At 69.3% G+C, this 19,657-nt stretch carries 19 protein-coding genes; 3 read left to right on the forward strand and 16 right to left on the reverse strand.

Going from position 1 to position 19,657, the window contains the following annotated elements; translation table 11 throughout:
• Positions 1-364: 364 nt before the first annotated feature.
• From ABZV91_RS25490 to ABZV91_RS25510, 5 genes are all read right to left on the reverse strand, one after another.
• On the reverse strand, positions 365-1,927 hold the full coding sequence (locus tag ABZV91_RS25490; protein WP_039826942.1) for a bifunctional uroporphyrinogen-III C-methyltransferase/uroporphyrinogen-III synthase: 1,563 nt from the start codon (positions 1,925-1,927) through the stop codon (positions 365-367).
• Positions 1,924-3,066, reverse strand: coding sequence for a hydroxymethylbilane synthase (gene hemC / locus ABZV91_RS25495; protein ID WP_355246520.1), 1,143 nt, complete (start codon positions 3,064-3,066; stop codon positions 1,924-1,926). Before hemC ends, ABZV91_RS25490 begins: the two co-directional genes overlap by 4 nt.
• Positions 3,063-4,490, reverse strand: coding sequence for a glutamyl-tRNA reductase (locus ABZV91_RS25500; RefSeq protein ID WP_355246523.1), 1,428 nt, complete (start codon positions 4,488-4,490; stop codon positions 3,063-3,065). Before ABZV91_RS25500 ends, hemC begins: the two co-directional genes overlap by 4 nt.
• Entirely contained in the window at positions 4,487-5,458 is a 972-nt protein-coding gene (locus tag ABZV91_RS25505; protein ID WP_355246526.1) for a redox-sensing transcriptional repressor Rex, read from the reverse strand. Before ABZV91_RS25505 ends, ABZV91_RS25500 begins: the two co-directional genes overlap by 4 nt.
• A gap of 248 nt (positions 5,459-5,706) precedes the next feature.
• Positions 5,707-5,970, reverse strand: coding sequence for a glutaredoxin family protein (locus tag ABZV91_RS25510; RefSeq protein ID WP_355246529.1), 264 nt, complete (start codon positions 5,968-5,970; stop codon positions 5,707-5,709).
• A 249-nt stretch (positions 5,971-6,219) separates the two neighbouring features.
• Between ABZV91_RS25510 and ABZV91_RS25515 the strand changes: the two genes are divergently transcribed.
• On the forward strand, positions 6,220-7,167 hold the full coding sequence (locus ABZV91_RS25515; protein ID WP_355246625.1) for an HAD-IB family hydrolase: 948 nt from the start codon (positions 6,220-6,222) through the stop codon (positions 7,165-7,167).
• Positions 7,168-7,233: 66 nt separating this feature from the next.
• On the opposite strand, the gene ABZV91_RS25520 is transcribed toward ABZV91_RS25515, so the two are convergent.
• The 9 genes from ABZV91_RS25520 to ABZV91_RS25560 all read right to left on the reverse strand — a co-directional run bounded on the left by ABZV91_RS25520 (position 7,234) and on the right by ABZV91_RS25560 (position 16,128).
• Positions 7,234-8,247, reverse strand: a complete 1,014-nt coding sequence (locus ABZV91_RS25520; protein WP_355246532.1) for a lysophospholipid acyltransferase family protein — start codon at positions 8,245-8,247, stop codon at positions 7,234-7,236.
• On the reverse strand, positions 8,244-9,317 hold the full coding sequence (locus ABZV91_RS25525) for an NAD-dependent epimerase/dehydratase family protein (protein WP_355246535.1): 1,074 nt from the start codon (positions 9,315-9,317) through the stop codon (positions 8,244-8,246). Before ABZV91_RS25525 ends, ABZV91_RS25520 begins: the two co-directional genes overlap by 4 nt.
• A 187-nt stretch (positions 9,318-9,504) precedes the next feature.
• A complete protein-coding gene (locus tag ABZV91_RS25530) occupies positions 9,505-9,606 on the reverse strand; it encodes an AURKAIP1/COX24 domain-containing protein (RefSeq protein ID WP_003402602.1) in 102 nt (33 codons plus the stop codon).
• Positions 9,607-9,807: 201 nt separating this feature from the next.
• The gene (locus ABZV91_RS25535; RefSeq protein WP_355246538.1) at positions 9,808-10,038 is read right to left on the reverse strand and encodes a helix-turn-helix domain-containing protein; all 231 of its coding nucleotides are present in this window, start codon (positions 10,036-10,038) and stop codon (positions 9,808-9,810) included.
• A 163-nt stretch (positions 10,039-10,201) separates the two neighbouring features.
• On the reverse strand, positions 10,202-11,020 hold the full coding sequence (gene proC / locus ABZV91_RS25540; RefSeq protein ID WP_355246541.1) for a pyrroline-5-carboxylate reductase: 819 nt from the start codon (positions 11,018-11,020) through the stop codon (positions 10,202-10,204).
• A 123-nt stretch (positions 11,021-11,143) separates the two neighbouring features.
• Complete coding sequence (locus ABZV91_RS25545; protein WP_355246544.1) at positions 11,144-12,046, reverse strand: thioesterase family protein; 903 nt, start codon at positions 12,044-12,046, stop codon at positions 11,144-11,146.
• Between the two features lie 379 nt (positions 12,047-12,425).
• Positions 12,426-13,352, reverse strand: coding sequence for a sugar phosphate isomerase/epimerase (locus ABZV91_RS25550; RefSeq protein WP_355246547.1), 927 nt, complete (start codon positions 13,350-13,352; stop codon positions 12,426-12,428).
• Positions 13,353-13,363: 11 nt separating this feature from the next.
• On the reverse strand, positions 13,364-15,103 hold the full coding sequence (locus ABZV91_RS25555) for a hypothetical protein (RefSeq protein ID WP_355246550.1): 1,740 nt from the start codon (positions 15,101-15,103) through the stop codon (positions 13,364-13,366).
• The gene (locus ABZV91_RS25560) at positions 15,100-16,128 is read right to left on the reverse strand and encodes a Ppx/GppA phosphatase family protein (protein WP_355246553.1); all 1,029 of its coding nucleotides are present in this window, start codon (positions 16,126-16,128) and stop codon (positions 15,100-15,102) included. Before ABZV91_RS25560 ends, ABZV91_RS25555 begins: the two co-directional genes overlap by 4 nt.
• Before the next feature lie 128 nt (positions 16,129-16,256).
• On the opposite strand from ABZV91_RS25560, the gene ABZV91_RS25565 reads away from it, so the two are divergent.
• Together ABZV91_RS25565 and ABZV91_RS25570 are read left to right on the forward strand one after the other, a co-directional pair.
• Positions 16,257-17,123, forward strand: coding sequence for a hypothetical protein (locus ABZV91_RS25565; protein ID WP_355246628.1), 867 nt, complete (start codon positions 16,257-16,259; stop codon positions 17,121-17,123).
• Between the two features lie 12 nt (positions 17,124-17,135).
• Positions 17,136-17,489 carry a hypothetical protein gene (locus tag ABZV91_RS25570; RefSeq protein ID WP_355246556.1) on the forward strand — a complete coding sequence of 118 codons (354 nt, stop codon included), beginning with the start codon at positions 17,136-17,138 and terminating at the stop codon, positions 17,487-17,489.
• An 8-nt stretch (positions 17,490-17,497) separates the two neighbouring features.
• Here the strand turns inward: ABZV91_RS25570 and ABZV91_RS25575 are convergent, their stop codons facing one another.
• Together ABZV91_RS25575 and ABZV91_RS25580 are read right to left on the reverse strand one after the other, a co-directional pair.
• Positions 17,498-18,187, reverse strand: a complete 690-nt coding sequence (locus ABZV91_RS25575) for a response regulator transcription factor (RefSeq protein WP_355246559.1) — start codon at positions 18,185-18,187, stop codon at positions 17,498-17,500.
• The gene (locus ABZV91_RS25580; protein WP_355246562.1) at positions 18,184-19,419 is read right to left on the reverse strand and encodes an ATP-binding protein; all 1,236 of its coding nucleotides are present in this window, start codon (positions 19,417-19,419) and stop codon (positions 18,184-18,186) included. The genes ABZV91_RS25575 and ABZV91_RS25580 overlap by 4 nt, the downstream gene beginning before the upstream one ends.
• Positions 19,420-19,657: the final 238 nt, after the last annotated feature.

Genomic DNA, 19,657 nt, shown 5'->3' on the forward strand with positions numbered 1-19,657 from the left:
TCGCGCGGCGCTTTCGAGGCCGAAACGGCGAGACGGGCCTCAACCCTTGGAGGTGTCTCGTAAGACTCGACGCATGGGGTTGCGTCGGCATTCGATTGTCGGATCGGATGCCGACTCGACCGCCCGGGCGGCGTGGGGGCTGATCGCCTTCAGCAACTGTGGGGCCCTTCTGGTGCCGAGTTCAGCGAGGTTCTGGAAGGGGCGAGGTCCGTCCCGTCCTCGGCCGAAGGTGCTGGATGGTCGCAGTCCATGGACGGCTGGCCGCACCTCGCATGCGCGAAGCGCGAGGTCCGACGCCTGCACGGCGGGACCGAGGGGACCTTGACCCCGCGGCGCCGCAGGCGCCGCGAATGAACACCGCCGATCAGCGGCTGCGGCGGCTCTTCTTGCGCGGGGGCGGGAGGAGCCCTTCGGCCCGCAGCCGCGCCGCGTGTTCGGCGAGAGCTTCCACCAGCGGGCCCACCTGGGCGACCTCCGGTTGCACGTCGACGCGCAGGCCGAACTCCACCGCGGTCTCGGCGGTTTTCGGGCCGATGCAGGCCACGATGGTTCGGGCGTGCGGCTTTCCGGCGATACCGACGAGGTTGCGGACCGTGGAGCTCGAGGTGAACAGGACCGCGTCGAAGCCGCCGGTTTTGATCATCTCGCGGGTCTCCGCGGGCGGCGGGGAAGCCCGCACGGTGCGGTAGGCGGTCACGTCGTCGATTTCCCAGCCGCGTTCGCGCAGGCCTTCGGCCAGGGTCTCGGTGGCGATATCGGCGCGCGGCAGCAGGACCCGGTTCACCGGGTCGAAGACGTCGTCGTAGGGCGGGAAGTCGGCGAGCAGGCCGAGGGAGGACTGTTCACCGCTGGGCAGCAGTTCCGGGTTGATACCGAACGAGCGCACCTTCTCCGCGGTGGCCTCGCCGACGCAGGCGATCTTCACACCCGAGAACGCGCGGGCGTCGAGACCGAATTCGGCGAATTTCTCCCAGACCGCGCGGACAGCGTTGGTGGAGGTGAAGACCACCCACTGGTAGCGACCGTCCACCAGTCCCTTGACGGCGCGTTCCATCTGGGCGGGGCTGCGCGGCGGTTCCACCGCGATGGTCGGCACTTCCTTGGGGATGGCGCCGTGGGTGACCAGCCGTTCGCTCATCTCGCCGGCCTGGTCCTTGGTCCGCGGCACGAGCACGGTCCAGCCGTACAGCGCGCGCGACTCCCACCACGACATCTTCGACCGCTGCGCGACCGCCTTGCCGATGGTGACCACCAGCGGGCCGACCAGTTCGGAGGCGGCGCTGTTCAAGGTGGCCAGGGTGGCTTCGATGGTGCGCTGCTGTCGGGTGGTGCCGCGGACGGTGACCGCGACCGGGGTCTGCGGGGCCATACCGTGTTCCACCAGCGCGCTCGCGGTTTCGGCCAGATGGCCGGAGGTCGCGTGCAACACCAGCGGTCCGGGCGCGGCGGCCAGGGCGGGCCAGTCGACTTCGCCGCGCACATCGGCCTCGGTGTGGCCGGAGCCCAGCGCGATACCGGCGTAGCTGGGTACCGCCGAGCCCGAGGGCAGCCCGGGCAACACCTCGAAGACGATATGCGAGCGGGTGACCGTGGTGACCTCGGCGATCACCGCGTCGGTGGTGAGCGGGTCGCCGGAGACCACCCGCACCACGTCGTGGCCGGCTTTGGCCTCGGCGATCAGCGTTTTGGCGACCTCGGCGGGTTCACCGAGGGCGGGCCGGACATCGACCGAGCGCTCCCCGTCGGGTTCCGGTTCGACCTCGGTGCCGATCAGGGCGAGCACCCCGGCATCCACATCGGGATCGGTGAACGCGAGGGTGGCCCGGCACAGCACTTCGCGCGATCGGGTGGTCAGCAATGCCGGGTCCCCCGGGCCCGATCCGACGAACAGGATCCGCCCCGGATGCTTCTTGCTGGCTCGACTCATCGGTTGTTCTCCATTGGACTGGGTTCGGTGAAGTCCGTGGCGGTGCTCGTTCCCGCGGCAGCGGTGCTCGATTGCGCTGCGGCGGTGTGCGTTCCCGCGGGGGTGGTGTCGTTCCCGGCTCTCGCGAGATCCGGTTCCGCAGTGCCGGGTTCGGCGGCGAGTAGCTCGCGGGCACCAAGCTCCAGCAGTTCGCGGGCCAGTGCGCGACCGAGTTCGGCGGCCTCGGCCGGTGCACCCACCGTCGAGGCCCGTATCACATCGGAACCGTCGACCGCGGCGGCACAGCCCCGCAGCGAGAGTTCCTCAACGATGCGCCCGTCGTCGTCCAGAGATTCGACGATTTCGGCGATCGCTCCGACGGGCGCGGTGCAGCCCGCCTCGAGTTCGGCGAGCAACGCCCGTTCCGCGGTGACGGCCGTTCTGGTGGCGGCGTCGTCGAGGACGGTGAGCAGCTCGATCAGGTCTGTATCGGCGGCCCGGCATTCGACAGCCAGCGCGCCCTGCGCGGGCGCCGGCAGCATCTGCACGGGCTCCAGCGCCTCGGTGACGGCGTCCAGTCGGCCGATCCGGGCCAACCCGGCGCGGGCGACCACGACGGCGTCCAGTTCCCCTTGGGCGACCTGACGCAACCGGGTGTCGAGATTGCCGCGTAGCGGCCGGATTTCCAGACCCAGACCCAGGGCCAGCAGCTGTGCCACCCGGCGCGGGGCGGACGTGCCGACCACCGCGCCCGGCGGCAACTCGCCCAGCACCAGGCCGTCGCGGGCGACCAGCGCGTCGCGCGGATCCTGGCGCGGCGGCACCGCGGCGAGCGCGAAGCGGTCGTCGCCGGCGGTGGGCAGATCCTTGTACGAGTGCACCGCGATATCGATCGTCGCGGCGGCGAGTTCGGCGCGCAGCGCACTGGTGAACACGCCGACTCCGATCTCCTGGACCGGATCGGCGGACAGATCACCCGGTGTCTCCACGATCACCAGTTCCGCCGGCTGCCCGGCCGCGATCAGCGCGTCCCGCACATCGCCGGCCTGGGTCCGGGCGAGCAGACTGCCACGGGTACCGATCCGCCACGGGCGCCGGGCCGCTCCGGGCCCGCCGGCGCCCGCGACCGCGGCGGCATCCGAGCCCTGCAGGATTGTCATGTCGACTGCTCCTGTTCCTCGTCGTGGCCGCCGGGTGTGAAATCGTCGGCCAGGGCGACTTCGCCGTCCAGGCCCATCCAGCCGGCACCGTTGTGTTCGGCTCGGCTGATCTCCATGGGCGCAGCGACCGCCTGGGCCGATCCGGGTGTGAGTTCGAACAGTTCGCGCAGCGCTTCGGCGTAACTGTCGCCGCCGGGGGTGCTGGCCAGTTGCTTGACCCGCACCGTCGGTGCGTGCAGCAGTTTGTCCACCACCCGCCGCACGGTGCGCGCCACCTCGTCACGTTCGGGGTCGGCCAGCCGCGGCAGCCGCGAATCCAATCGCAGCAGTTCGGCCTCCACCACCTCGGCGGCGCGCTGACGCAGCGCGGCGACGGTCGGCGTCACCTCGGCCATACGCTGTCCGGCCAGGTATTTGGCCAGTTCCTCGGCGACGATGGCGCGGGCGGCGGCGGTATCGCCGGCCGCGGCACCGGCGGCCGGGTCGTGCTGCAGGGTCTCGATATCGATCACCGTCACACCCGGCAGCCCCGCCACCGCGTGCTCCACATCACGGGGTAGGCCCAGATCGCAGAACACCATCGGGCGGCCCGGGCCGCGCCCGGGGTCCGACAGCGCGTTGTGCGCGTCGGCCAGGGTGACCACCGACCCCACCGCACCGGTACAGGTGACCACCACATCGGCCACCGACAGCGCGTTGGCGAGCCGGGACAGTTCATAGGCCTGCGCCGCCACGCCGTGCGATTCCGCGGTCGCGGCCAGCCGCTCCGCGCGTTCGATGGTGCGATTGACCACCAGGATCCGCCCGATCCCGGCGCGGGCCAGATGCGCGACCGACAGGCCGCCCATGGCGCCGGCGCCGATCACCGCGGCCGTACGGCCGGCCAGCGGTCCCAGGACCGTGGTCGCCCGATCCAGGGCCACCGACACCACCGAGGCGCCGGCCCGGTCGATACCGGTTTCCGAATGCACCCGCTTACCGACGCGCAGCGCCTGCTGGGAGAGTTCGTGCAGCGTCCGGCCGACGGCCTGCTGGGCGTCGGCGGTGGTGTAGGCGCTGCGGATCTGGCCGAGCACCTGTTGTTCGCCGACCACCATCGAATCCAGCCCGCTGGCCACCGCGAACAGATGCTCGGCGGCGGCCTCGCTGTAGCGCACGTAGGCGTGCCGGGTCAGTTCCGGCATCGGCAGCCCGGAGTGGGCGGTCAGCAGTTCGCCGACGTCGGCGAGTCCACCGTGGAAAGCGTCGACCACCGCGTAGATCTCCACCCGGTTGCAGGTGGAGACGATCATGGCTTCGGAGATATGACTGGAGGCCAGCATGCGGTCGATCAGCTTGGGCCGATCGGCATCGGTGATCGCCACCTTCTCCAACATCGCCACGGGCGCGCTGCGATGTGAGATCCCGACGAGAAGAACGCTCATGGTGTGACCACCGATCCCTTGCTGGTTGGCTCCGTTGCCGTATGCGAGGTCGTCTGGGCGGCCTGCGCCGCACAGTGGGACAGCCCGGCGGAGCCCGGCGTCGAATGCGCGGGCATCCGGCGAGCGATCCGGCCGGAGCCGTTCAGTGGGTGGGCGGACGGCACGGCACTACCGTTTCCAACGCCGCCCGGGGTGGGATCGTTTGCCGCTCCGGACGCGTTCTCCGCCACATCCGCGGTGTTCACGCCGTCGCCCCGGCCGGTGACGGGCTCCTCCGGGTCGGCGTTGCGGACCCGTTCGAACGAGAGCATCTGCATCTCCAGGGCCAGATCGACCCGACGTAACTCGACGCCCGGCGGCGCGGTCAGCGGGCACAGCGCGAAACTCAGGATGGACTGCACCCCGGCGGCGACCAGTTCGTCGCACACCTGCTGGGCGGCGTCGTCGGGCACCGCGATCACCGCGATGGTCGGGCGCAGTACCGCGATACCGTCGGTGAGCCCGGCCGCGTCGCGGACCCGCAGGCCCTCGACATCGCGGCCGATCACCTCGGGATCGTTGTCGAAGACCCCGACCACCGCGAAGCCGCGGCGCCGGAACCCGCGATAGCCGACCAGCGCGCGACCGAGATTGCCCGCGCCGACCAACACCACCCGGTGTCCCCCGGACAGCCCGAGCACATCTTCGATCCGGGCCCGCAGCCGCGCCACGTCGTAGCCCACGCCACGAACACCGTTGGGGCCCAGGAACGACAGGTCCTTGCGCAGTTTGGCCGAATTGACACCCGCCGCGACAGCCAGTTCCTCACTGGATACGATGGCCACACCCTCATCGGTCAGCAGGGCGAGCACCCGGAGGTAGGTGGCCAGCCGCGCCACCGTAGCCTGGGGGATGCCCTTCTGCAGTGTGCGGGTGGTGACGTTGGGAGCATCGCCGGAGACGTCGCGCGTCTCATGGTGCTCTGTCACGTCCTGGCTCCTCGTCCGGGCCGAAACGTCCCGGGTGCTCGGCGACCTCCGTAGCGGTCCATGCGCCGATGACGGGGTCGGATATGGGTTGATTCACCTGCTACCGGCGGCCGGATACTCGCCCCGGCCTGCGGTTCGCGTGCCCCCACCGTAACTGCTTGTGAACCCATGCACAAAGTCGGTGAAATTCGCCTCATTTTGTGTCGCGAGCCGACCTTGTACGATCCCCGGCCGGAATTCGGACACCGTCAACGATTCAGATCGGCCCGCAACCGGTTCTCGTCCACGTCGAAATAGCTGTGTTCCCGACCGTCGAGCAGCACCACCGGCAGCCGGTCACCGTATTCGGCCCGCAGTCCGGGGTCGGTGCCGGCGATCGCGTCCACATCCACGCTGCCGACCTCGATACCGAATTCCGCGCAGATCGCCCGCAGCTGTTCCAGGGCCCGCTCGCACATCCCGCACCCCGCGCGGGTCAGCAGGGTCACCTCATGCGTCGTGGAGTTCGTCATGACCGTTATTCAACCCGCCCACCGGCCGGACGCGGCGGGCTGCCGTGCTTCCGGGCCGGCATCCGGTCGGGCGTACCTCGGCATTCGGTCCGGCCGTGCGCGGCCTGTGGATGGGCTCCGCCCGGCGGTACCCATTAGTGTGGACATGATTCGCGCGAACAGGCGGAGGTACTGGTGCCGGAACGATCGAAGGTGGGGAAATCCGGATTCATCGCGGGCCGGTTCGGGGAACTTCCGGTCCGCTGGAATCTGGGCCCGCTCGGACAGGGCCTGTCCGAGCAGCTGGCGCGCATTTCGCGCAGCCCGTTCGGGCCCAGCGAAGAGGAGGTCCGCGCCAATGTCGCCGGTGAGGCCAGCGCGGACGCCGCACTGGCCTTGCAGGATGCCGAGCGGGCCGCCGTCGGCGCCCCGCCCGAGGTCCCGCGCGACCTCACGGCGGCGGCTTTTTTCGACGTGGACAACACCATGGTGCAGGGCGCCTCGATCGTGCATTTCGCCCGAGGACTGGCCGCGCGCAAATATTTTCGCAGCGCCGACCTGGTCGATATCGCGTGGAAGCAGGTGAAGTTCCGGATCACCGGCAAAGAGAGCAGCACCGATATGGCCACCGGCAAAGAGAAGGCGCTGGAATTCATCGCCGGGCGGTCCACCGCCGAACTCGCCGCGCTCGGTGAGGAAATCTACGACGAGATCATCGCCGACAAGATCTGGCCCGGCACCCGCGCGCTGGCACAGATGCATCTCGACGCCGGGCAGCAGGTGTGGCTGGTGACCGCCACCCCGGTGGAACTCGCGCAGGTGATCGCCAAACGTCTCGGCCTGACCGGGGCCCTGGGCACGGTGGCCGAAAGCGTCGACGGGAAGTTCACCGGCCGCTTGGTCGGCGATATTCTGCACGGCCTCGGTAAAGCGCACGCCGTCCGGGCCCTGGCCATCCGCGAGGGTCTCAACCTCAAACGCTGCACCGCCTACTCCGACAGCCACAACGATGTACCCATGCTGTCGCTCACCGGCACCGCGGTCGCGATCAACCCGGATTCCGATCTCCGTGAGGTCGCCAAGGCGCGTGGCTGGGAGATCCGCGATTTCCGCACCGGCCGCAAAGCCGCCAAGATCGGCGTGCCCACGGCCCTGGCCCTGGGTGCCGCGGGCGGGGCGGTCGCCGCCGCGGTCACCCGCCGCAAAGGCGCCCACTGACGGCTCCCCCACACCGCGGCGCCCCGGGCCGACCACGATGCGGAGAAGCCGCCCCCGACCGTCGACTCATCCCATAAAAGCGTTGCGGCGTCTGACCAGCAATTTGTAGAGGGTCTGCTGGATCGTCTCGCGGACCTGGTCGGTGACCTCGAACATGAGCATCGGGTCGTCGGCGTCCTCGGCCTGGTACTCGGCGGTGCTGATCGGGGTACCGAACTCGATATACCACTTCGAGGGAAGCGGGACCGCGCCCAGCGGGCCCAGATGCGGGAACGTGGGGGTCACCGGGAAGTAGGGGAGGCCGAGTAGCCGGGCCAGCGGCTTGATATCGGCGATTTTCGGATAGATCTCCTCGGAGCCCACGATCGAGCAGGGGATGATCGGCACTCCGGCGCGCACCGCCGCGGCGACGAACCCGCCGCGGCCGAATCGCTGCAGCTTGTACCGATCGGCGTACTTCTTCCCGACGCCCTTGAAACCCTCGGGGAACACACCGGTGAGTTCCCCGGCGCCCAGCAGCCGTTCGGCGTCGGGGCGGCAGGCCAGGGTGTGACCGGCCTTACGGGCCAGGGTGCCCAGCATCGGCATCTCGAAGACCAGATCGGCGGCCAGCAGGCGCAGCGCGCGCTGCTTGGGGTGATGGTCGTGTACCGCGAGTTGCAGCATGAGCCCGTCGATCGGGACCGTGCCGGCGTGGTTGGCCACGATCAGGGCGCCACCGACCTCGGGCACGTTCTCCATGCCACTGGTCTGGACCCGGAACCAGTTGTCGGCCAGCGGGCGCAGGGCCGGCAGCAGTACCGATTCGAGTAGATGCTCGTCGAACCCGAATTCGTCGACCTGGTAGTCGCCGGTGAGCCGGCGCCGGGCGAATTCGGCGGTACGCCCGATCTGCCTGCCGAGGGCGTCGCGCATCAGCTCGGAGAGCGAGCGCGCGGCGGCGGGTGGGGGCGGGGTGAGACGGTCGGTCAGCGAGGTCACCGACCGGTCGGCAGGACCGGTCCAGGTACGTGCCGCGGGCCGTGGCCGCGGCACGGTAGCGAGGTCCTGCAGTCTGATGACTTTGGCGACGTCGTTCATGTATGGGCTCCCGTACCGGCCCTGATGAGGCCGAGCAGTTTGTTTTCTGCGGCGTCGATCCACGCTGGATCGACCACGGGCCGCGACGCTGCGCCCCCGGTGAAGTCGTCGAACGCCTGTACCGTCGTCCAGCGCGGTTCGAACCCGAGTTCGCCGCGCATACGCGTCGTGTCCAGACCACAACCGAAAAGAAAGTAATCGAGCTGTTCGGAACTGAAATCACGCATCACCGGACTCATGAGGGTCCGGCCCACGGTGCGGAACACCGACCAGGGTACCGGCATCGCGACCCGTCCGGAACGACGGACAGCCTGAGAAAGTGCGAGGACACCGTCACCGGCCACATTGAACGTGCCGCCCGGGCCGTGCCGGACGGCGTGGACCAAGGCGGCCACCGCATCCTCCTCGTGGAGGAACTGCATACGCGCGTCCCGGCCGAGTACGGTCGGAGTGATCGGCAAGCAGAGCAGCTGTCCCGCCCGGGCGCCCAGACCGGGTCCGACGATGGGCGCCAGCCGCAGGGTGAGCACGGTGATATCGGGACGGCGCCGGGCAAGACCGCGGGCAAAGCCCTCGATCTCGATCATGTCCCGGGCGAACCAGCCCGACGGCGGCCTGCGGGCGCTCATCTCCTCCGTGAATTGCGTGGGATCCTTGGCACTGCCCCCGTATACCCCGGAACTGGAACGCGACACCACCCGGCGCACGGTCGGCGATTTCTGGCAGACGGCGAACAACTGCATCGCCCCGAGGACGTTCATATCCTTCATCGCGGCCCGCCCGCCGCCCGAGGGCGGTTGCGACAGCACCGCGGTGTGCACCACGGTATCGACTTGGTAACGCTCGACGACCTTACGGATCAGCGGGTTCCGGATATCGGCACGCACGAATTCGGCGTGCCCCATCCGGCGGCGCAGCGGCGGCGCAGGGGTGAGTACGTCGACCGCGACAACCCGCTCGATCTCGGGGTCGGACACGAGCCGGCACACGACATTGCCGCCGAAGAATCGACTGGCGCCGGTCACCAGTACGACCTTGGGCTTGTAGCTGCCGTTCGCTTCAGTGTCCACCTGCACCGGACCGTTCCACCTCGAGCATCGAGCCCCCGCTCAATAGTTCCGATTACCAGCCTAACGACCGGCGCAGTCACCACCGGCTTCTTAACGGGGACCTAACCCCGATTTCAGTTGATGGAAACGCGACGAAACCCGCTACCGAATGGTAGCGGGTTCCGCCGAGGACGTTGCGCGGTTGCGCTTACTTGCCGAGTTTGCGCCGCTGTACGCGGGTCCGACGAAGCAGCTTCCGATGCTTCTTCTTCGACATGCGCTTGCGGCGCTTCTTGATCACAGAACCCATAGGGTGTCCTCGCGTTCTCTCCTCGGCGCGTCTCGCGCTCGCTTACGTCAACTGTCCGGTCGTATGCCCGGTTGCTCGCGGCTGAATCTCAGCCCTGGAGGCGGCGGTCCCGCGCCTCCACGACAGGGAGGCAGCGCGCCACCGATCCAACACAGCGAGGGTTGATGTTACCGGCCCGCTTCCGCGAGCCGGTAACCGCCTTCACCCGGCATCGAAATAGGACGTCTCCAGATAATCGTGCACCGCCTTGGCGTGGACCCGGAAGGATCTCCCGACACGAACCGCCGGTAGCTCTCCCGAGTGCACCAGCCGGTACACCGTCATCTTGGAAACTCTCATCAAACTCGCCACCTCGGCGACGGTGAGGAATTGCGTACCACCACCGAGTATTGATTGTCCTGGCGACGAACCACCGCCGCTGTTAGCGGACATCTTGTTCGAAGACATCATCGCACCACTGACCTCCGGCACGTCCGCGCCGCCGGCTTCCCCACCAGCGGAACAGACACGCACGTGCTCCTTGAAGCTTAGCGGGACCAGTGGGATTACTGCGACGGGAGTGAGAAATCAGGTTCATACGCTGGGGGGCAGGAGGTCATTCCGGGGTCGCGCCCTGTTCGGCGGAACGCTGTTTGGCCGCGTGCAGGGCCTCCTGGAACGCCGAGCGCAGACCCGCGCGTTCGAGTTCGCGCACCGCCGCGGCGGTGGTCCCGGCCGGAGACGTGACCGCCGCGCGCAGATCGACCGCGCTCTGCCCCGACTCCGCGAGCATGGCCGCCGAACCGAGCATGGTCTGGGTGACCAGCTGCGCCGCGACATCGCGGGTCAGGCCCAGGCCGACACCCGCCTCGACCATCGCCTCGACGACCAGGAAGAAATAAGCCGGTCCGGAGCCCGATACCGCGGTCACCGCGTCCATCTGCGATTCGGCGACCACGCACACCTGCCCCACCGAACTCAGCAGTTCGGTGACCAGTTCCAACTGCTCGGCCTTGGCGTAGCGACCGCCGGCCAGCACGCTCATCCCCTCACCGACCAGCATGGGCGTGTTCGGCATGACCCGCACCACGGGGAATCCCGCGGGTAGTTTGGCCTCCAGCCGCACCGTCGGCACCCCGGCCGCGAGCGACACCAGGATCTGATCACGGTCGCCGCCCAGGTCCGCCTTGCCGAGTTCGGTGAGCACGGCGTCCACATCGCCCGGTTTCACCGCGACCACCAGCAGATCGGCACCCACCGCGGCATCGTCGACCGCGTCGGTCACCCGCACCCCGAACCGGTCGGCGAGCAGTTCGGCCCGGTCGGTGTGCGTTTCGACCACCACCAAGTCCTTGACCGCCCGTCCGGCCTCCAGCAGGCCGGCAATGAGGGCCTCCCCGATCCGGCCGCCACCGATCACCGCAATTCGTGTCATGGGCGCCATTGTTCTTGGCAGCCACTCGGCAGCGGGCCCCGGGGGCCCCATTGCCCCGGTCACCGGATCACACAGGTCCGCGACCTGCCACCAGAGCCCCCGGCCGGTGCCGCCGCCGCGAGGTCAGCGCTTCGGGGAAGGGAGCAGGGCCAGCTGGCGGCTCTGCGCGACCAGGGCGCCCGTGGAGTCGACCACGATCTGGTCGGAATCGAATATCCCGCCGCCGACCTCGTGGGTGGTGGCGACGATCCGTAACCAGCCCGGCGCGGGCCGGCGCCGGAGATAGGTCGTCATCTGCACGGTCGGGGACCAACCGAAATAACCGAGGTTGGTGGGGACCGGCGGGCACATATCGGCCGCCATCATCGCGATATAGGACGCGACCTCCGGATCGGCCTGATCCGCGGGGCGCGGGCGCAGCCACATCCGCAACCGGGGCTCGCCGTGCGCGTTGTCGATGAACCGCGCCCACTCCCGGTCGAGGAAGGCATCCATCCCCCGGGCCACGTGCACTATCCGGCCCATCGATGAGCCCACCTCGTAGCCGATGGCATCGGCGGTCGGCTCCACCGGCAGATCGGTGTGCTGCGGGCTGTAGAGAGACGGCCGCTCCGGGCTGTCCAGGTGGCCGAAGGTGAACGCGGTACGGACCAGCGGGCGGCCGCGCTGCACCAATGTCACGTCCACCAGGCAGATCTGGCGGCCCACCTTGCGCACCGTCACGTCGTAGAGCACCTCGCCCGGCTCCGGGGCGCCGAGGAAATCGGTGCTCCCCGACAGCGGGGCCATGCTCGCGCGCTCCGGCTCCACGGTGCGCAGCCAGCGACTCGCGGCGGCCGCCGAACCGGCGACCATGGTCCCGCCGTGCACCTTCGGACCGATCGTCCAGATATCCTCGATGACGCCGCGATAGCGCCCGTCACCCGGTTCGTCGGCGGCGAGCTCGGTCAGGGAACACACCCGGCGGAACGGGGCGTCGGTGGACGCCACACCCAGCTCGGCGTTCAGTTCCGTCTCCGTCGTCATCGGTACTCCTTCTCCTCGGCCCGGTAACCGTTCCGCGGGTGCGTACTGCCGGTCAATCTTGGTACAGCGGGTTAGGCCGGGTACAGGCGGACCGTAGAGGGCGCGTGCGCCGGCCGTACGCGGATCGGCGCCCATCGAGCACTCACAGCGCTGTGAACCTACCCAGGCCGGTCGGGATACACATCCGTACACACCTCCGGTCCGCTCCGGCCGCCCGGCGTCCGAGGTCGAGCCCCGCACCGGTCCCGGAACGACAGAGCGAAGGGGCGCGGCGACCGAGCGTGTGCAGTCGGCCGTCCGGAGAGCGGTGATCATCGAGCGCTCGACGCACGTCCGCTCGGGCCTTCCGCCCGCTCCGGATGATCTGCGCCGCACGAGGTCAACGGGTCTCGAGCGGGCTGGGGTCGGGGTGGGGGCTGATCGCCGGGTTAAGGTGGGTCCTCGCGAAGGCGAGGGTGCGGTCCAGCATGTTCGCGCGGGCCGTGGTGGTGCGGGCGTCCTGGGTGTTGATCTCGGCCACGGCGTGGCCGGTGAACCCGTTGCGGACCAGCATGGCGCATACCGCCGCGCACGGCTGGGTCCCCGCGCCGGGGACGAGATGCTCGTCGTGGGCGGCGCCGCGGCCGTCGGCCAGATGTAGATGACTCAGGCCCGGGCCCATCCGAGTGACCAATGCCAGCGGGTCGGTACCGGCGGTGGCGGTATGCGACAGGTCGAGGGTGTAGTGCCGGAATCCGATATCGGTCGGGTCGTAGCCGGGGCTGAACGCGGTGAGCGAGAGACCGGGCCCGCCGCGCCGTTCCAGGCGCTGGATATCGCGGGCGCGCCGGGCGAAGAGCCGATCGGCCCGCATCGGGAACATGTTCTCGACCGCGACGGCCACCGAACTGCGTTCTTCGAGTTCGCTCACCTGATCGGCGAAGCCTTCGGAATAGCGGCGTTGCCAGCGGAACGGGGGGTGCACCACCACGGTGTCGGCGCCCAACGCCTCGGCCGTACGCACGCTGCGTTCCAGTTTCGCCACCGGGTCGGCGCCCCAGACGCGCTGGGAGATCAGCAGGCAGGGGGCGTGCACCGCGAGTATCGGCACCGAGTACTTGCGCGCGTAACCGCGTACTGTGCCGATGCTCTGACTGGCCGGTTCGGCCCAGACCATCAATTCGACACCGTCGTAACCCAGTTCGGCCGCATATCGGAAGGCTGCCTCGGTGTTCTGCGGATAGACCGAAGCTGTCGACAGCCCCACCTTGATGCCGTGGCGCTGCCCGTCGTCCCGCAAGCCGGCCGCGGGAGAATTCCGTGCCATTGTTGCCTCGTTCAGCCGGTACTGAGTAGAAATGCCAGCGGACCCAGTGTGACGAACACACCGACGACCACGGCGATCACGGTACTGAACATATCGTCACCCCGCCGCAGGATCCGCACCAGCGCGACGAGCCCCAGGATCACCACGACCGCCAGCGCGAGCGCGGCGAGCGGCTGCCCCTCCCACAGCATCTCGAAACCCTTGAACGCCAGCATTCCGGCGATCGCCGCACCCACACTCTGCGCGCCGAGCACCATCCATTGTTTGCGTGGATCCTCGGTCGTCTCGCGGTCGGTGGTGCGCGCTCCGGCCCCGAATCTCGCCTTGGTGGCGGCGAATCGGTCACCGGCCGCGCCGAATCTTCCGCTCAGCGCCGAACGGGCACGGCCGAGGCGGTTCTCCCCACCGGCGGTGTCGTCCGGGTCGTCGTAGTCGTCGGCGTCCGGATCGAATTCCGGTTCGAACTCACCGGTTTCGTATCGCTCACCCGCGATGTCGGGGCCGGGACGCGGCCGCATGGGGCCGTGAACGTCGGTGGCGAAGAGATCCGTCTTCGCGAAACCCGGATCCGGGCCGAACCGGGGGTCGCGACCATAACCCTGGTCGGGACCATAACCCTGATCAGGGGCGAAGCCCTCATCGGCGCCGAAGCCCGGAGCGGGGCCGAAACCCTGCTCCGCCCCGAAATCCGGAGCGGGCGGCGGTGGCATCGGCCCCGCCGACCGGCCGTTGCGGAGACCCGGGCCACCGAAATCGGGAGCATCGTGCGGGGGTGTCTCCAGTCCCTGCAGTCCGGCGCGCAGTCGCATGCCCTGGTCGGCCGGCGACCACACGGTGGTGGGCTGGTCCCCGTTCGGCTGGTCGGCCGAGTCCGGATAGGACGCGGGCTCCGGCAGCGGCCGCGCACCGCGCCGGCGGCGCTCGAGCTTGGGACGCGGATCGTCGGCCGTGTCGGGTGCCTGCCACGCCTCGGTCGGTGGAGCGGCGCCGGGCGGGCCCAGCCGGGGCGGACCGTCGAAGCTCTGGCCCGGCCAGGGCGGGCCGGCGTCCGGTCCACCGAATTCCGGGGCGGACGGCCGGCCGAAATCACCGGGACCGGGCGGGAGATCGTATCCCGCGGGAATCTCCGGCTCGGCGGGCGCGGACTCCGCCGCGGCGGCGGCTTCGGCGGCTTCCGCGGCGCGCCGGCGCGCGGCCCGCCCACCACCGGGTGTCGGCGGGCCGGTCTCCCAGGGCTGATTCGGCTGGCCGGCAGCGCCCGGGTCGTCCGCGAAAGCGGCGAAATCGTCGTCGGGTTCCGCCCGGCGCCGGCGGCCACCGCGACGTGGCGACTCGTCCGCGGGCGGAAGCTGCTCGCGGCCGCTCGCATAGGGGTCCGGCAGCCGGGCGGGGGCGCCGTCCCCGGCGGGACCCGGCGGATACGGCTCGAGCGGGTTGTAGACGGTGATCGGGCCCGATATCGGCGAGTTGTTCGGATCCGGGGCGGCATACGAAACCGGCTCGCTCCCATAGTCCTGCGCACCGAAGCCGCCACTCGCCGGATCACCCGCCTCGGCCGCGTACTCCTCGTCGGCTTCGTCGGGAGCCGCATGGGCCGAACCGTTGCGTTCGACGACCGGCAGATCACCGGAGAGGTCGTCGACCGAGAGCCCGCGCCCGCCGCGGCGCCGCCGACCGCCGGCCGCGGCCGGCTGCGCTCCGTTGCGGGCCAGCAGCTCGGCTACCGACAGTTGATTGGAGTTCCTGCTCATGAAGGCACCGTTTCGATCGGGCCCGCCGACGTCGCGCCGCCGGGCGTCGAACCGTTCCCGGCCGTCGCGTTCGATGCGCTCGTTGTCAGTGGTCCACCATCCATATCGGTATCCAGTTTGCGCAGGATCAGCCCTTCGCGCAGCGCCCACGGACAAATTTCCAGCGTATCGAGGGAAAGCGCGCGCATCGCGGCCTCGGCCACGAGCGCTCCCGCCACCAATTGCCGGGATCGATCGGCGCTGACACCTTCCAGTTCGGCGCGATCGGAAGCGGTCATCCGGGAGATGAACGCGATCAGCTGGCGCAGGCCCGAACTCGTCAGCGTCCGGCGGACCCGGGGACCGGCGCCCGAGGGCGCCGCGCCGGTGAGCCTGGCCAGTGAACGGAAGGTCTTGGAGGTGCCCACCGCCAGATCGGGCCCACCCGCTTCCGCGAGCTGTTTGGCCGGATCCACCATCTCGGCGGCGAGCCAATCGCGGAGGATGCCGATACGCCGTTTGCTCGGCGGATCCTCCGGTAACCACTTGCGGGTCAGCCGACCGGCCCCCAGCTGGAGCGACAACGCGACCTCCGGTTCCTCGTCCACGCCGCTGCTCAGCTCGAGGGAACCCCCGCCGATATCCAGGTTGACGATCCGGCCCGCGCTCCAGCCGTACCAGCGGCGTACCGCCAGGAAGGTCAGCCGGGCCTCGTCGGCCCCGGCCAGCACCCGTAGGTCCACCCCGGTCTCCGCCCGCACCCGGGCCAGGACCTCGTCGGAGTTGGTCGCCTCGCGTACCGCCGACGTCGCGAACGCCATCAGTTCCGCACATCCCGACGTGGCGGCCAGACTTGCCAGATCGGCCACCGTATCGACCAGTTTCTGCGCGCCCACCGCGGTGATCCGGCCCCCGTCGTCCATGTTCTCCGAGAGCCGCAACGACTCCTTCGTGGAGCTCATCGGCATGGGATGGCCACCCCGATGCGCGTCCACCACCAGCAGGTGAACGGTGTTGCTTCCGACATCGAGGACACCTAGACGCACACGGACACGGTACTTGGTGAACCTGAACGCCAGGCGACCCGGTTGTGGTGTTAGCGTTGAGGGTTGTGACGTCAGGCGCTGCCGCGAACGACTCCGTCCCCGCTCCGACCGATCTTCCGATGCCGAAGATGCGGCCGAGCCGGGAAGTACCACTCGACTTCCCGCGCGAGTGGCTCGAGTTCGTCGACCCCGCCGACGACGAACATCTGATCGCGGCCGACCTCACCTGGCTGACCTCTCATTGGACCTGCGTTTTCGGGACCCCCGCCTGCCAGGGCATCCTGGCCGATATGCCGGACGCGGGGTGTTGCACACACGGCGCGTTCCTCTCCGACTCCGACGATCGCAAGCGGCTACGCCGGGCGGTGACGATGCTGACCGCCGAGGACTGGCAGCTGATGGACGAGGCGCGCGACGAGCAGGGCAAGATCAGCCGCAAGACCTATCTGGAGACCGACGAGCTCGACGGTCAGCCGGCCGAGCGCACCCGCCGGGTCGACGGGGCGTGCATCTTCCAGAACCGGCCGGATTTCGCGGGCGGCCCGGGGTGCGCACTGCACGTCATGGCCGCACGCCGGGGCCTGGAACCGCATACCGTGAAACCCGACGTGTGCTGGCAGCTGCCCATCCGCCGAACCCAGGAATGGGTGGACCGTCCCGACGGTGTGCAGATCCTACGGACCGTGATCACCGAATACGACCGGCGCGGCTGGGGCCCGGGCGGGGTGGATCTGGACTGGTACTGCTCCGGATCGCCCGATGCCCATATCGGGGAGCGACCGGTCTGGCAGACCTACCGCGCCGAACTGATCGAACTGATCGGCGAACCGGCCTACCGGGAACTCGAGCGGCAGTTGCAGAGCCGGCCGGGCTCGGGGGCCGCCGCGGAACATCCCGCGACCACCCGGGCGCGCCGCAAGGCTCGGACGAAGGAGGCGAAGGAGCACGGCCAGGCGGTACGCCCCACCCGAATACTCGGTCTGGACCTGCGATAACAGGAGAACAGCATGGCGCGGAGCCCTTGGACGCGATGGCCGGCCACTATGTCGGCGCTGACGGTGCTCGGTGTCGCCGGCGCGGCCGCGGCCGGCGGCGCGGGCGCCGAACCCGCGGCCGACCCGCATCAGTTCACCGATCGGACCGCCGAGTTCATCCCGCTCGGCGATCCGAACTCGTCGGCGGCCCGGGACGCGGGCCGACATCTCGTGCTCAGCCCGCACGGGACCGGACGCAGCATCGTCTGCCGCGGTGACGGGGCAGCGGTGCCGTTCTACGACTGCGCGCAGGAAGACGGCCTGGGCTGGGCACCACTGCACCGCAGCGATACGCCGATGGGCGAGGTCTGGGTCTATTTCCCCTGAACGCCCGGTCAGGCCTCGAGTTTGTATCCCAGGCCACGCACGGTGACCAGGTGTTCGGGCCGGGCCGGATCGGCCTCGATCTTCGACCGCAACCGTTTCACGTGTACATCCAGGGTCTTGGTGTCGCCGACATAGTCCGCGCCCCACACCCGGTCGATGAGCTGGCCGCGCGTCAGCACCCGGCCCGAATTGCGGAGCAGATATTCGAGCAGGTCGAATTCCTTCAACGGCAGCGTCACCGGTTTGCCGTTCACCAGCACCGTGTGCCGGTCCACGTCCATCCGTACCGGACCCGCCTCCAGCACACCGTTCTCGCTGCCCGCGTCCAGTTCGTCACCGGCGCCGCGGCGCAGCACGGCCCGGATGCGGGCGATCAGTTCCCGGGCCGAGTAGGGCTTGGTGACGTAATCGTCGGCGCCGAGTTCGAGGCCCACCACCTTGTCGATCTCGCTGTCGCGCGCGGTCACCATGATGACCGGCACCCCGCTGCGGGTACGCAGCTGTTTGCAGACGTCGGTGCCGCTCATACCGGGCAGCATCAGATCGAGCAGGACGATATCGGCGCCGGAACGGTCGAATTCGGCGAGCGCCGAGGGACCGTCTCCCACCACCGTGACCTCGAAACCTTCCTTGCGCAGCAAGAAGGCGAGTGGATCGGCCAGCGACTCCTCGTCCTCGACGATCAACACACTGGTCATCTGCGTGCCTCCACACCGTTCGTTCGGCCCGGGCCCGAGGGGCGCGGGCTGGTTTCTCTTTTGGTCAGCACGGGCGGGCCGGCGGCGGCGGTGCCGTCGGCCTCCTGATGCGCGGGTATGCGCAGCGTGAATGTCGAGCCGGTGCCGAGTTTGCTCCACAGGGTGATCTCACCGTTGTGGTTGGCGGCTACGTGTTTCACGATAGCCAGGCCGAGCCCGGTGCCGCCGGTGGCGCGGGAGCGCGCCTTGTCGGAACGGAAGAAGCGTTCGAAGACCCGCTCCTGATCGTCCTTGGCGATACCGATGCCGCGGTCGGTCACCGCCATCGCCACGTAGGAGCCGCGGATCGACCGGCTCACCGATACATGGGAGCCGCGCGGCGAGTAGGCGATGGCATTCTCGACCAGGTTCGACAGCGCGGTGATGAGCAGCGTTTCGTCCCCGAGCACCTCGAGTCCGCTGGGCCGGTCGGTGCTGACCGTGATCCCGGCGGCTTCGGCCGCGGTCCGCGACCGGTCCACCGCCTGATTGACCACCGTGTCGACATCGACGACCTCGAGTTCGGGGAGCTTCTCGGCACCCTGCAGCCGGGACAGTGCGATCAGTTCGGTGACCATCTTGCCGAGACGGCTGGATTCGGCCAGTACGCGCTGGCCGAAATGCCGGACCGCGTCGGGGTCGTCCGCGGTCTCCAGCAGCGCCTCGGCCAGCAGACTCATCGCTCCCACCGGGGTCTTCAACTCGTGACTCACATTGGCGACGAAATCGCGGCGAGTGGCCTCCATCCGGGCCTGCTCGGAATCGTCGTCGGCGAAGAGCACCGTGAAGCTGGTCTCCTCCGGGGACAGCGGCCGTGCGAGGCCGCGGACCGCGATCCGCCCCCGGCCGGGGGTCGGTTTCTCCGCCGTGAGGTCGAATTCCGCTGTTTCGCCGGTGGCCAGGACCTTCTCCACCGCCACCCACGCCCGTTCGTCGAGCAGCCGGTTGCGGACCAGACCGAGTTCTTCGGCGCGCGGGTTGACCAGTACGACATCGCGGTATTCGTCCACCACCGCGATACCGCTTTCCGAGGCCAGCACGATCAGGTCCAGCACCTGCGACATGGTGAGGCCGGAGTCGGCTTGCCGGCGCTGCGCCTGCCGGGCGTTCATATAGGGGATGACGAGGCCACCGACGGCCAGTCCGACAACAGCCGCCAGGACTGCCAGCAGTACGGCCTGGGGAACGCTCACATCAAGAATCGTACGGTCGACGACGCGTGAACAAACCCTGGGTCGGTGAAGTTTCGTGCAGGTCACGGGCGATTACGTCGTCGTTCGCCGGACGTTTACGTGTTGTTCGGCAGCGAACAGGTTTCGATCTTCCCGGGCGTGTTCCCGGCCCGGAAACGCCGACGAACCCCATTGCGTCTGGGACACAAGGGGGTTCGTGTCGAGCGAGGCACCGCGCCGGGCCGAGCCCCGGGGAATC

Source organism: Nocardia sp. NPDC004568 (assembly GCF_040609955.1).
Classification (GTDB): Bacteria; Actinomycetota; Actinomycetes; order Mycobacteriales; family Mycobacteriaceae; genus Nocardia.